General features: G+C 57.3%; 13 protein-coding genes, 1 tRNA gene and 1 CRISPR repeat array. Of the genes, 4 read left to right on the top strand and 10 right to left on the bottom strand.

What is annotated here, in order from left to right; translation table 11 throughout:
• Positions 1 to 220: 220 nt before the first annotated feature.
• Both EMQ_RS04940 and EMQ_RS04935 read left to right on the top strand, forming a co-directional pair.
• Positions 221 to 1,774 (top strand): MDR family MFS transporter, encoded by a 1,554-nt coding sequence (locus EMQ_RS04940; protein WP_010667228.1) that lies wholly within the window; start codon positions 221 to 223, stop codon positions 1,772 to 1,774.
• A 123-nt stretch (positions 1,775 to 1,897) separates the two neighbouring features.
• Positions 1,898 to 2,470, top strand: coding sequence for a HEPN domain-containing protein (locus EMQ_RS04935; protein ID WP_010667229.1), 573 nt, complete (start codon positions 1,898 to 1,900; stop codon positions 2,468 to 2,470).
• Between the two features lie 199 nt (positions 2,471 to 2,669).
• On the opposite strand, the gene petA is transcribed toward EMQ_RS04935, so the two are convergent.
• Genes petA through EMQ_RS04920 form a run of 3 tightly spaced genes read right to left on the bottom strand, consistent with a single transcriptional unit; the run spans position 2,670 to position 5,330 of the window.
• On the bottom strand, positions 2,670 to 3,296 hold the full coding sequence (petA, locus tag EMQ_RS04930; protein WP_010667584.1) for a ubiquinol-cytochrome c reductase iron-sulfur subunit: 627 nt from the start codon (positions 3,294 to 3,296) through the stop codon (positions 2,670 to 2,672).
• Between the two features lie 16 nt (positions 3,297 to 3,312).
• A complete protein-coding gene (locus EMQ_RS04925) occupies positions 3,313 to 4,089 on the bottom strand; it encodes a cytochrome c1 (RefSeq protein WP_010667583.1) in 777 nt (258 codons plus the stop codon).
• Positions 4,089 to 5,330: a cytochrome b gene (locus tag EMQ_RS04920; protein ID WP_018308372.1), complete on the bottom strand. Its 1,242-nt coding sequence runs from the start codon at positions 5,328 to 5,330 to the stop codon at positions 4,089 to 4,091. Before EMQ_RS04920 ends, EMQ_RS04925 begins: the two co-directional genes overlap by 1 nt.
• A gap of 257 nt (positions 5,331 to 5,587) precedes the next feature.
• On the opposite strand from EMQ_RS04920, the gene moaC reads away from it, so the two are divergent.
• The gene (gene moaC / locus EMQ_RS04915) at positions 5,588 to 6,115 is read left to right on the top strand and encodes a cyclic pyranopterin monophosphate synthase MoaC (RefSeq protein ID WP_010667153.1); all 528 of its coding nucleotides are present in this window, start codon (positions 5,588 to 5,590) and stop codon (positions 6,113 to 6,115) included.
• A gap of 334 nt (positions 6,116 to 6,449) precedes the next feature.
• Positions 6,450 to 6,844: a CRISPR direct-repeat array (repeat unit 29 nt; unit sequence GTGTTCCCCGCCTACGCGGGGATGAACCG).
• 208 nt (positions 6,845 to 7,052) lie between these two features.
• Here moaC and EMQ_RS04910 read toward each other — a convergent pair.
• From EMQ_RS04910 to hisG, 7 genes are all read right to left on the bottom strand, one after another.
• Positions 7,053 to 7,128, bottom strand: a tRNA-Phe gene (locus EMQ_RS04910).
• 61 nt (positions 7,129 to 7,189) lie between these two features.
• On the bottom strand, positions 7,190 to 7,375 hold the full coding sequence (locus EMQ_RS04905; protein WP_010667152.1) for a DNA gyrase inhibitor YacG: 186 nt from the start codon (positions 7,373 to 7,375) through the stop codon (positions 7,190 to 7,192).
• Complete coding sequence (locus EMQ_RS04900; RefSeq protein ID WP_010667151.1) at positions 7,368 to 8,474, bottom strand: ribonuclease E/G; 1,107 nt, start codon at positions 8,472 to 8,474, stop codon at positions 7,368 to 7,370. The genes EMQ_RS04905 and EMQ_RS04900 overlap by 8 nt, the downstream gene beginning before the upstream one ends.
• A complete protein-coding gene (locus EMQ_RS04895) occupies positions 8,462 to 9,100 on the bottom strand; it encodes a Maf family protein (protein WP_010667150.1) in 639 nt (212 codons plus the stop codon). The genes EMQ_RS04900 and EMQ_RS04895 overlap by 13 nt, the downstream gene beginning before the upstream one ends.
• Positions 9,101 to 9,115: 15 nt before the next feature.
• Complete coding sequence (gene infA, locus EMQ_RS04890; RefSeq protein ID WP_010667149.1) at positions 9,116 to 9,334, bottom strand: translation initiation factor IF-1; 219 nt, start codon at positions 9,332 to 9,334, stop codon at positions 9,116 to 9,118.
• Between the two features lie 130 nt (positions 9,335 to 9,464).
• On the bottom strand, positions 9,465 to 10,757 hold the full coding sequence (gene hisD / locus EMQ_RS04885; protein WP_010667148.1) for a histidinol dehydrogenase: 1,293 nt from the start codon (positions 10,755 to 10,757) through the stop codon (positions 9,465 to 9,467).
• Positions 10,758 to 10,813: 56 nt separating this feature from the next.
• Positions 10,814 to 11,548 carry an ATP phosphoribosyltransferase gene (hisG, locus tag EMQ_RS04880; RefSeq protein ID WP_010667147.1) on the bottom strand — a complete coding sequence of 245 codons (735 nt, stop codon included), beginning with the start codon at positions 11,546 to 11,548 and terminating at the stop codon, positions 10,814 to 10,816.
• Positions 11,549 to 11,739: 191 nt separating this feature from the next.
• Between hisG and EMQ_RS04875 the strand changes: the two genes are divergently transcribed.
• A complete protein-coding gene (locus EMQ_RS04875; protein WP_010667146.1) occupies positions 11,740 to 12,741 on the top strand; it encodes a glycosyltransferase family 2 protein in 1,002 nt (333 codons plus the stop codon).
• Positions 12,742 to 12,752 lie beyond the last annotated feature (11 nt).

Genomic DNA, 12,752 nt, shown 5'->3' with positions numbered 1-12,752 from the left:
TGAGTCCTCTTGAGTGTTGTGGCTGCTCTAAACGACCATAACACCTGAAAAACGTTCTGGCTTCATTATTGGAAAATTATTTGTTTATGTCTGTATATATTGAAATATAGATTGGGTTTTTATTATCGATAACTGTTTTCAACAGGATATAGACTTCGTCAGATCCACATCCGGAATACGCCCCGTTCAATTTTCCCTTATCCTGTTCTCACAAGGGATTATGTGTAAGGCTGCCGCCCGAATTTCGACTGTCTGGGAAATTTTCGTGCAGCCCACTTCCGACACACAGACCACAACATCCAGCCAACCTGTGACCCGGGTCTTTGTCTTTACCGGTCTTATCCTCACCATGATCATGGCGGCGCTTGATCAGAGCATCGTCTCGACAGCGCTCCCTACCATCGTGAGCGATCTGGGCGGGCTGGCGCATATCTCGTGGATCGTCACGGCGTTCATGCTGACCTCCACCATCGCCACGCCCATGTATGGCAAGCTGTCGGACATGTTCGGGCGCAGACCGTTGCTCGCCTTCAGCATCGGCGCTTTCCTGTTTGCCTCGCTCCTGTGCGGTGTAGCGCAGAGCATGTGGCAACTGGTGTTTTTCCGAGGGCTTCAGGGCATTGGCGCTGGCGGACTGATGACACTGTCGCAAACGGTCATCGGCGATATCGTGCCTCCACAGCAGCGGGGACGCTATCAGGGTCTGTTCACCGGTGCCTTTGCTGTCAGCAGTGTCACTGGGCCATTTCTGGGCGGTGTGCTGACAAGTTCCTTTTCCTGGCGCTGGGTGTTTCTCGTCAATCTGCCTGTCGGTCTGCTCGCATTCGCTCTGATCATGCTGGGGCTTCCTGCAGGACGCGCCGGGAGAAAGCCGCAGATTGATTATCTTGGGGCCGCTCTGCTGAGCGTCGCCACGGCAGGCTTTCTGCTGCTGTTCAATTCCATCGGCACAACGCTCTCATGGACCTCGCCTCTGGCGGGTCTGCTTTTTGCTGTCAGCTTCCTCTTTCTGGTGATGTTCATTCGACAGGAAAGACGAGCGCCTGAGCCTCTGGTCAGTCTTGATCTGCTGCGGATTCTGGATTTCTCCGTGTGCGTCGCGGCGACCGGCATCATGTCATTCGCCATGATGGGATCAATGATTTTCCTGCCTCTGTATTATCAGCTCGTTCTTGGCGAGACGCCTGAAGTCTCCGGCCTGATGATGTTGCCACAGGTCGGCACGATGATGATCAGCTCGGTTCTGGGAGGGTATGTTTCGTCAAAGACCCAGCGGTATGAACTGTTGCTGGTCATTGGGGTGGGAATTGAATTCACCGGGCTCAGCCTGATCGCATTCTGTGCGCATCATGGGGCTCCGGCCCTGTTCTTTCTGCTGAGTCTGGGCGCTTTGGGGATCGGCATGGGTATAGGCATGCCGAATGCAACGGTCCTCATCCAGAACTCCGTGCCCGGTAACAGGCTCGGCATTGCGACGGCCATGATGTCATTCATCCGTTCGCTTGGTGGTTCACTCGGCGTGGCGCTTTCCGGCGGCGTCATGGCGCTGACCTTGCAGAAAAACCTGAGTAATCTGCCAGAAAAAATCGATATCGCAGCTTTTCTGGAAAAAGGAATGGCTGCGATCAAGACTGTTTCGCCGGAAGTCCATACGGAAGTGACGGAAGCTTACAAGGGGGCGATCAGCGCTAGCCTCAGTGTCAGCAGCAGCTTTATGTTTCTGGCGTTTCTGATGATTTTGGGGTTGATGATTCGGCAGGGAAGGAAGAGGTAATGTTGTTGATATGGTTTCTGTCATAAGGCTTGATGTGTTCTGGTAATAGAGCGCTCTATTCTTTTACTTACCCGCGCATATAAATCACGCCAGACATGTAGTCGACTGAGAATTTTATAGGGTATGAAGGCAGTGTCATTTGAACGCCGTGATTCATTAGCCGAGCAGTGTATGGACTTGCAGCCAGAACTTCGGTCATTCCTCAGACCGAACTCCGGCAATTCGATGACAGGTTCTTGGGAGTTTCTCGCCTACAGCTTTGAGCGCGGATTTGAGGAAATGTGGGATCGTGCTCAACTCGACAGGTCAAGGAGTGTTCTCGATAGGCCACTTCTGATGCTCTGGCGGCAAAGTGTAGAGCTCCATATCAAATCAGCCATTGCATATACGGTCGGCGACGTAAAAGGTGGGTTCGGCCACGACCTGAACAAACTGTTTATCCAATTGCTCCGGGAACGTGCGATCCTTGGATACTGCGACGATAACGATCTCACTCGATGCGTGCAGATTATGATAGCCGAGGTGCAATCTTTCGATCCTTTCGCAGATCGCTTCCGCTATCCAAATAAGAGAAATGGTCAGCCATTCGAGGATATTGAAATTGATCTGGATCATCTTTTTCAAGCGCACTGGATGATTACGACTTGGTGCCAAGGTGCTGAAATAGAAGTTGAACAGAGCCGCGGTATTTTCTGATGGATATTTCCTCTTCCATCAGAATTTATATTTAAAAATGAAGTCAGTTGGGTCGAGGCCCCATTAAATCAGCGAGTGACTTGGTTTAGGAAGCAGTTTTGATCTGCTGGGTGTCTTTGATGAGGGCGATAACAGCCATATTTATAGACGGTATGATTACTTCACTTTAAAAAAGCCCCGCTATTAACGGGGCTTTCCATCAAATCTGCACAATACTCGAAAAATCGAAACTCTCGCCTTTGGGGCTTTCCCCCAACCGAAGCTGGGTTGGACTGACCAGCACATGCGGCGGAACCGGCAGATTGTAAGGAGCCGGAACCCCTTTACGCACACGCCCGGCCAGATCGAATTTCGAGCCATGACACGGGCAGTTATAGCGCCCCTTGTTATCACCTCCGGTGATGGCTTCGTAAACCGGCACGCAACCCAGATGCGTGCAGACACCGACATACACCCCATATTCCGGCACAAGCGAGCGGTGCCAGTTCTTGGCGTAGGATGGCTGCTGGAGCACGGAGGAGTCCGGGTCTCGAAGATCGGCCACCAGAGCGGCGTCCTGAAGCTGCTTCAGGTCTTCCGGTGTGCGGCGCAGGATGAACACCGGCTTGCCTTGCCACACGGCGGTCATCTGCTGACCGGGCGCGAGTTTGGAAATGTCCACGTCCACTGGCAGATGCGCGGAGGCGCTGTCCTGAGGCGCAAGGCTCTGCACGAAGGGAACAGCGCAGGCGCAGGCCCCAGCCGCCACACCAGCTGTCGTCACCATGCCGAGGAAGTCCCGGCGACCGGGTTCCGTGCTTTCCGTGGTATCAGAATGATCGGTCATTGATTGCACGTCCCGTTTACTGCGACTTCACGCGTTTCCATGTCTTCTTCTTCCATGCGATCGCCAGAACAAGAAGCCCGATAAGATAAAGCACCACCCAGAGTCCCGTCCGATGACGGGCGTTGCGATGCGGGTCGGCGGCCCAGACCAGAAAGCTGGTCACGTCGCGCGCCTGCTGCTCGACCGTCGCGGGCGTGCCGTCCGGATACTGAATCATGCCGTTCATCAGCGGGGGTGGCATGCCGATCAGATGCCCATCCACCCAGTCATTATAGAACTTGCCCGGCACGACAGGCGCATCCGCTGGCGGTGGCATCTTGTAGCCGGTCAGAAAGGCGTAAAGCCAGTCCGCACCGTGCGGCTGAATGACGGCCAGACGGGACTGATCCGGCGGCGCGACGCCACCCATCATCGCCGCCGCGGCCTCGTCACTTGGGAACGGTGAGCGGAAATGATCGTCAGGACGACCGGGGCGGGACGTCGGCTGACCGGACACATCGGGTGGTCCGGCAATCATCTTGGAATGTGCCAGATCAAGAATGGCCTGCTCGCTCATCCCGATGCCGCTGAGGTCATTGTAGGTCAGCGCCTTCATACCGTGGCATGTGGAGCAGATCCGGTCATAGACCATGAAACCGCGTTGCAGAGCTTTCTGGTCAAACTGCCCGAACGGACCGTCGAAATCCCATTTCTGGTGCGGTGGAACCAGTGGTTCTGGAACAGCCGCTAGTGTGGTCAGGGGAGCCGAAAGAAAAGCGGCAGCAGCGAGCGCGAGGAAACGTGCGTTTTTCATCATGCGTCTCCCTCTGCGGCGGCAATGGATGAGGGCAGGGGGCGCGTCTTTTCCATGCGGGCGGCCAGTGGCAGCAGCACGAGGAAGTAGCCGAAGTAGTAGAGACCGGCCAGACGGGCGACGATCATCCACACGCCTTCCGCATGATGCTTGCCCGCGACGGCCAGCAGCACGAACGCCACGACAAGGCCAAGCAGCCCCACACGGCAGAGCGGACGGAATCGCGCCGAACGGATGGGGGAGCGATCCAGCCAGGGCAGGAAAAACAGCACGGCAATCGAACCGGCAGCGGCGAGAAGACCGCCGAACTTGGACGGCACCGACTGAAGAAGTCCGTAGAACGGCAGGAAATACCATTCCGGCTCAATGTCAGCGGGCGTGTGCATCGGGTCGGCGGGCGCATAGTTCGCCGGCTCAGCCAGAAGATTGGGCCAGAAGAACATCAGGGCCGTAAAGATCAGGGCGAAGATGATCAAGCCGACCAGATCCTTGGTGGTGTAGTAAGGATGAAAGGTCAGCGTGTCTTTCTTTGTCTTCGGTTCAATGCCCAGCGGGTTGTTGGAGCCGCTGATATGCACGGCTGTCACATGCAGCCCGACAACGGCCACGACGAGAAACGCCATCAGGAAGTGCAGCACAAAAAAGCGATGCAGGAACACGTCGCCCAGATGGTCGCTATCGGTCATGATGTGTTCAAGCGTGCCACCGATCACAGGGACCGCACCGACGGCCTTGGTGATGACATCCGCCCCCCAGTAGGACATCTGGCCCCACGGCAGCATGTAGCCCGCAAAGGCGGTCGCCATGACCATGACCAGCAGGATGAGGCCGGTCAGCCAGAGGATTTCACGGGGAGCCTTGTAGGAACCGTAATACAGGCCACGGAAAAGGTGGATGTAGAGCGCCGCCAGAAACAGGTTTGCGCCTGTCATATGCATGGCCCGCAGGAGCCAGCCACCTGCCAGTTGCCGGTCGATCGCCTCGACCGAAAGGAAAGCGCCCGCATCTGTCGCCGTGTAGTTCATGGCGAGGAAGATGCCGGTCGCCAGCATCAGCACCAGCACGACCGTCAGAATGGCTCCGAAGTTCCAAAGCCAGTTCAGGTTGCGAGGGAGGCGGAAATCGACATATTCGGCGCGAAACGCGGATATGACTGGAAGACGCTGATCGATCCAGCCTGCGAGGCCGGTTGCTGGTGGCGTATTCGCAGAATGGTCGCCCGTATTTTCGGGTGTTTTCATGACGGAAATCCAGAATGCTCGTTCAGGCCTGCATAGGGTTGAACATTACCTCAAGACTAGCATGTTGTTACGGAAAAGACATATATCGGATTCGGAAGTCGGCCCTCTCTTTATGGAACGGAAGCCGTATTGTCGCTGCCTGCTGGCCACACTTCTCCGGAATGCCTAAAGGAGAGATAAGCCACGCTGATTTTCATCAGCACAGTGCAGACAATCTGCCTTAACAGGTATCAGCCTTTCAGGGATCTGGAATCCTCATGACCGAGACCTCACCGCTCCTCTCTCACGTTGATGAAACCGGCGAGCAGCCCCGTATGGTGGAAGTCAGCGACAAGGCGGTCACCAAAAGAGAGGCCCACGCCCAGGCGCGTCTGCGGTTTCCGGAAAGTGTGATTGCTACCTTGCGTGAATCCGGTTTCATGACGAAAAAAGGAGCGGTTCTGACGGTTGCGCAGATCGCCGGAATCATGGGCGTCAAGACGACCTCATCGCTGATTCCGATGTGTCACCCTCTGTCCATCAGCGGTTGCAAGCTTGAGATTACGATCGAGGGTCAGGACGCCGTCATTGACTGCCGTGTCGCCTGCGTCGGTCAGACAGGTGTGGAAATGGAGGCGCTGACAGGCGCTACGGTCGCTGCTCTGACCATCTATGACATGTGCAAGGCGTTAAGCCATGACATGGTGATTCACAGCGTCGGGCTGCTGGGCAAGGTCGGTGGAAAGCGGGATTTTGGCACTTTGCTGGCGCCGGCTGACGGCCAGAAGACCGCAGGACAACAGTAAAACAGGATTGGACCCGCTCCCTGAGATGCAGAACTGATTGTGATGTCAGCGAAATTCTGAAAACGGTTTTCGGCTACATCCAACGTCCTGCCGATTTCATATGAAAGTTCCGGCGTTGTCACCCGGAAGCCGTGCTGTCGCTGAGATGACTGTAGGTAGGGCGGGGGAGTGCCTGGTCTTCTGATGGAGGATGAAATTCACCAGATGATGATTGCTTTGTGCAGTCCTGAATCCGTATAAATTGTCTCTGAAAAACCGGTCTGAAACGCTGTTTTAAATCGGTAGGATCTTTGACATCAAAAAAGTTGTTTTAAATCAGTGGTTTCCACGAAGAGTGTTCCCCGCGTAGGCGGGGATGAACCCGTAGTCAGATGGCCCCGGATGATTTTCAAGACGTGTTCCCCGCGTAGGCGGGGATGAACCGGTCAGCCGGGATGGGCTGGCCGCCTGCCGTTAGTGTTCCCCGCGTAGGCGGGGATGAACCGCGGTATTGATGGACACACCTTCACCCGTTACAGTGTTCCCCGCCTACGCGGGGATGAACCGGTCACGACTGAATCCCGGCCAATGGACGTGGTGTGTTCCCCGCCTACGCGGGGATGAACCGGAGGCACGACCGTCTTTTGTCAGTTTCAGCGAGTGTTCCCCGCCTACGCGGGGATGAACCGTCGAAGCGATAAAAAATCCGGATGGTGCGCCAGTGTTCCCCGCCTACGCGGGGATGAACCGGGATATTTCCCGTCAGGATCAGTGACGAGCGCGTGTTCCCCGCTTGCGCGGGGATATGGTCCATTTACGTTAAGGGCGGAAATGTCGCTCCACTGCATTGCTACGTGCGTGAGGAGCAGCATAAAACAGGGTTCAACGCGGGAAAAATCCGAACACGTCAGAATGACTTCTGTTTCGTTGCTGCAATACTATCGATGTAGGATAAAAATGGTGCCCAAGACCGGGATCGAACCAGTGACACTGCGATTTTCAGTCGCATGCTCTACCAACTGAGCTACTTGGGCACCTGGCCAGCGGTTTGACCGGCTGGTGTGGGGGAGCATTTAACCCGCCTTGCCATGAAGATCAAGCCGGGAGGTCGTCTTCTGTGTCAGAAATTTTTCCATCCTCGGAAACGGGTTCTGCCGGAACGCGATAATCCTCGGAAAACCACCGGCCGAGATCAATGTCAGCGCAGCGACGGGAACAGAATGGACGAAACTCCGGCGTCGAAGGTTTCTTGCAGATCGGGCAGGGGCGGGACTCAGCCACGGACAATACTCCATGAAAGAGAGGGAAGATTCGGAGTGCTGCGAAGGGTCAAAGGATAGCCACACCATGCGGCAACGTCTTCGACAGCCAGAGTGTCGCTGCTCAGAGCCTCTGCAAGCCCTGCTCCAGCCTCCAGAATCGGACGCGAGGAAGGCTGATCGGCACAGGATGCCACGACATCCCGCAGCGCGGTCATGGCGCGGCCATGAGGGCTGGACATCTGCTCATGCAGGGGAGGGCGGATTCTGCTTCGCACGATTTCCACCAGACCCAGTGCTGTAATGCCAAGACAGCGGGCTTTCAGAGGGTCAGCTTTCAGAGCCTCTTCAATGGAGACACGAAGCGCCTGCCTCTTGCGGGTCGAAAGACCGGCGGGGTCGATCAGAATTGCGCCGGAAAGATTGCGAAGACAGATCTGTCGCACCAGCGCCGGGAAGGCGTCCCGGTTCAGGGCAAACTGGGTTGTCTGTTTCAGTCCTGCCATTCCGGAGGCGGCAGCCGTGTCCATGTCGATGGCGACAAGCGCGGGAGTAGGCGTAATGCTGGCTCGCATTCCACCCGGCAGCGCAATGTCCGATGCCAGCAGGTCGTTAACGGCATCGTGGATATCATCGGTCCATGCCTGCTGCACAAGTTTGACCCGGTCCCGGAGAAGCGGGGGCACACGGGCGGCAAAAGTCGGATGATCGACCAGAATATCGCCAGTCCATTGCTGCGCCATATCTTCCAGCGGTGAAGGGCCCTGCTGTATCAAGCCGATCTCTGTAGCAGGAGAAGGCAGCTCCACCCGTTTCAGGCGTGGACCTTTGCCGCCCATACCGCAGCGGATGAGTTGCACAGGGACGGCATCACCCTCGTGCAAGGCGGGATCGTTGTCCCGCACCGGCATGAAGCCGGCTTCGCCGAGGCCGATATGAACGAAGGCCCCTCCGAGCGCGGGCGCAAGAGCTGTGACGCGCCCAAGGAAGATAGAACCAAGATGATCTGAATAACCCGGTGTCCAGATCCCGAAATCCTGAAGGGTGCCGTTCTCGAAAACAGCGATCCGGGCCTCACCCGGCGAGCAGGCGAGGCGTAGCGTGCCTTTCACGGCAACCACTGGCCTTTCTGCCCACGGAGAAGCTGGGCTGTTTCAAAAAGCGGCAGGCCGATGACGGCGGACGGGCTTCCGGAGACAAAGCGGATACAGGAGGCTGCCTGTCCCTGAAGCGCATAGCCTCCGGCCTTGCCTTCCCAGTCGCCGCCATCAAGCAGTCCCTGAATCTGCGCTTCGGTCAGGCGGGAAAATACGACGCCCGTTTCCACCACACGCAGACCGGCGCGTCCGTCTGTCCATGCAGCACTGGGCAGGATGGCGACGGCTGTCAGAACGATGTGACGACGCCCGGAGAGAAGGCGCAGGCAGGATTCGGCTGTCTTGCGGTCTTCAGCTTTCGGAAGAATACGACGACCCAGCGTTACGACCGTATCGGCGGCCAGAATCAACGCCGGGTCAGCCGTGCGGGCGGCGACAATTGCTGCCTTTTCCTGCGCCAGCCGTTGGGCATAGAGGCGCGGCAATTCATCTTTTCGGGGCGTTTCATCAATATCGGGAACATCGATGCGATCCGGCTTCAGGCCAATCTGCTCGAGAAGAGTCAGACGGCGTGGAGAGGCCGAGGCAAGGATCAGGTGGGGCCGCTCTTGCGCGGCGTCACCCGGTCCGCCTGCCGGGTTATCAGACAATCCCGGCACCCGGTCTTACTTGAAGCGGAATGTGATGCGACCCTTGGACAGGTCATACGGCGTCATCTCTACGCTCACACGGTCACCAGCCAGCACGCGGATGCGGTTCTTGCGCATCTTTCCGCTCGTGTGGGCCAGAATCATGTGCTCGTTGTCGAGCTTGACGCGGAACATGGCGTTAGGCAGCAGCTCCGTTACGGTTCCACTGAACTCGATCATGTCCTCTTTAGACATCGTTATTTCCACTCTTCATATGGTTGTCGGCTTCCCTGTAGTGAACCCGGTTGCTTGAAATAGCTGGTCAAGGGCGGTCTTATGACCGCGCCTGCGCCTTCGGGTCAAGTTCTGGCTGATTTTTGCCGAGTCACGAATTGCCGAGACGCGCCGAAATACTCAGCGCGTGGGCTTCGAGACCTTCCGCATTGGCAAGGGTTACGCCTGCGGGTCCGATCTTTTCCAGCGCTTCCCTGTCTGCGGCGATATAGGTCGTACGCTTGAGGAAATCGTAGACTGACAGACCGGACGCGAACCGCGCCGTGCGTGAGGTCGGCAGGACGTGGTTTGGGCCACCGACATAATCGCCGACCGCTTCAGGACAGAAGCGTCCGAGGAACGCTGCACCGGCATGCCGCACCTTTGCGAACACTGATTTGGGATCATCCAGCATCAGTTCAAGATGCTCGGGCGCAATCCGATCCACCAGTTTCGCGGCCTCATCCCAGTTTGCGACAGTGATGATCGCACCAAAATCGCGCCAACTCGCGGAAGCGATGGCGGAACGGGTGAGCGTTTTCAGTTCGGTTTCGACGGCGGCGGCGACCGCCTCACCAAAAGCGGTGTCATTCGTGATAAGAATCGACTGCGCCAGTTCGTCATGTTCTGCCTGCGCCATCAGGTCCAGCGCGACGAGGCGTGGGTTGTTCTGATTGTCCGCCACCACGACGACCTCGGAGGGGCCAGCGATGCTGTCGATACCGACACGTCCGAAAACCTGCCGCTTGGCTTCCGCAACATAGGCATTGCCGGGGCCGACAATGCGGTCCACGGGACGGATTGTCTCCGTGCCGTATGCCATCGCGCCAACAGCCTGCGCACCGCCTATACGGTAAATCTCGGTTACGCCGGAACGCTTTGCGGCTGCCAGAACCAGCGGGTTCAGCACGCCATCCGGCGTCGGCACGCACATCGCCAGACGTTCCACGCCAGCCACATGGGCCGGAATGGCGTTCATCAGCACGGAGGAGGGATAGGCCGCCTTGCCGCCGGGAACATAGAGCCCCACAGCGTCGAGTGCGTTCCAGCGCTGGCCGAGAGTCACGCCATCAGCGTCCGTGAATTCCATGTCCTTCGGTAACTGGGCGCGGTGAAAGGCTTCGATACGGGACGCGGCCACGTTCAGTGCGTCAATCTGGTCCTGCGGCACTTTCGCCGTTTCAGCGTCGATTTCTTCCGCCGAGATGCGGAGGCGGTCCGGTGTCAGGGGAAGTCTGTCGAATTTTGATGTCAGTTCGCAGACGGCGGCGTCGCCACGGGTGCGGACGTCTTCAAGAATGGCGGCGACAGGTTTGTCGACACGGCCACTTTCCGTCTCACGGTCGGCCAGCAGCGCGACAAAACCGGCTTCAAACTCGGCGGAGCCTGTATCAAGACGTTTCATGATGCTCTCTGTCTTTCTGCCCGGTGAAATCGGGCCGGATAAAATGTATCGAGTGATCAGGGTGTCGTCAGGGCATCGCGGAAACTGGCGATCAGACTTGCGATTTCCTGTGGGCGCGTCTTCATGACCGTGCGATTGACGACCAGACGGCTCGTGATGTGGGCGATGGTTTCCACTTCACGCAGGCCGTTGGCGCGCAGGGTGGAGCCCGTATCGACCAGATCGACGATCACGCGGGATAGGCCAAGCATTGGGGCCAGTTCCATCGCGCCATGCAGATGCACGATATCGGCGTTTATGCCGCGAGCGGCGAAATGGCGGCGGGTAATGGAGGGATATTTGGTGGCGACGCGAATTTCCGACAGGCGCGTTTCATCTTCTTCGAGGGAATCGGAAACGGGTTGCGCCACGGAGACGCGGCAGCCGCCGATACCAAGATCCAGCGGTGCGTAGAGCTCGGGGTAATCGAACTCCATGATGACATCGGCTCCGCAGATACCGAGATGGGCGCCGCCCTGCGCCACAAAGGTCGCTACATCGAAGGAGCGCACCCGCACGACGTCGAGGTTCGGATTGTTGGTGGAGAAGCGGAGGCGACGGCTGCTTTCATCAAGGCAGTCGGAAGACGGAATAATGCCTGCCTTCTTCAGAAGAGGTCCGGCGCTTTTCAGAATACGGCCCTTGGGGAGCGCCAGCACCAGCCTGTCATCCGGATGATGGGTCGCGTGCGTCGTCTCGTCTCTGTTGACGGGGGCGTTCGCTGCGAGGTCCGTAGTCCGGTCGAGGTTCATGTGATGCTCCGGGTCGCCCGGCCGGATGCCGGGCTCAGGCCGCGGGGAGGCGGCTTTTGTGTAAGGTCGATGCGGCGTTTACCATAGAGTGAACGCTCCGCCAAAACTGCCTGTTCAGGGAGGATGTAGAGTTTTAACCCCCTCGACTGTAGGGTGCTGGCAGAGTCAAAGCCGGACGGGGTGCTGCGCGAATGGCGCGTGTGAAATGTGTGATGATGCAGCGGGATGAAACCCTGCTGCTGGATGCGTGGTTCAGGCACTACGGATACCTGTTTGGCTTCGAAAATCTTGTTGTTCTGGATAATGGTTCTGTCGAACCCTCAGTGCTTGCCACGCTCGACACCTATGAGAAGGCGGGTGTCCGGGTTTTCCGGGGGCTGGGCAAGGCGAAGGATTTTGAAGCTAAGGGCGAATATGCCCGACGTATCACCCAGTTCTGGGACGCAACGGAAGAATATGATTTTGCGATTCCGGTTGATTGCGACGAGTTTCTCTCGGTTTACACGGAAGACGGTTTCTCCTGTTCCAGAGAAGCGGTTCACGCGTATCTGGATGCGTTGGTCGGTGAAAAACGGGCAATGCAGATCCGCTTCAACCCGGGCAATGTTCCTGGAGTGCCCGGCTGTTTCATGCCGATGGATTTTCCCAAGAGGTTCGTCGCAAGTGGAACCGTTGGGGAAGTGGATCTCGGCTATCATGCGATTACGTCGCGGGTGGAGGAAGGCTTTGTCGAAACCCGGCTGGCCTATCTGCACATGCATCACAAGCCATTTCCCATATTGGTGGAGCACGCCTCTCGCAAGCTCCGTGACCGGGTGGATGTGACGGACCTGGAAGCGCTGAAAAACTTTTCGGGCGCGGGTATGCATCTGATCGAATATTTTTTCATGACGGAGCAGGACTATCTCGCGCACTCTGCCAACGGGGTCTATCTGCGCTTCCCCGGTGTATTGAACCATTTTCGGGCCATCGGAGTGTGTTCAGAGTTTTTTGGAACGGTGCAACCGGCGGTGCCAGCCTCCCCCACAGATCTTGTCGAACTGGTGAAAGTGGAAGACGGCAGGATTACCCAGACCAAGACATTCAAGGCAGAGAGATATCTTGAGCTTTACCCCGACGTCGCTGCCTCGGGCATGAAAGCCTTTTACCATTATCTCGCCTTCGGAATGGGGGAAAAGCGGCGTCTGGACTGAGGAGTGCCGGC

Source organism: Acetobacter aceti NBRC 14818, assembly GCF_000193495.2.
Taxonomy (GTDB): domain Bacteria; phylum Pseudomonadota; class Alphaproteobacteria; order Acetobacterales; family Acetobacteraceae; genus Acetobacter; species Acetobacter aceti.
This window is presented reverse-complemented; position numbering and strand designations above follow the sequence as displayed.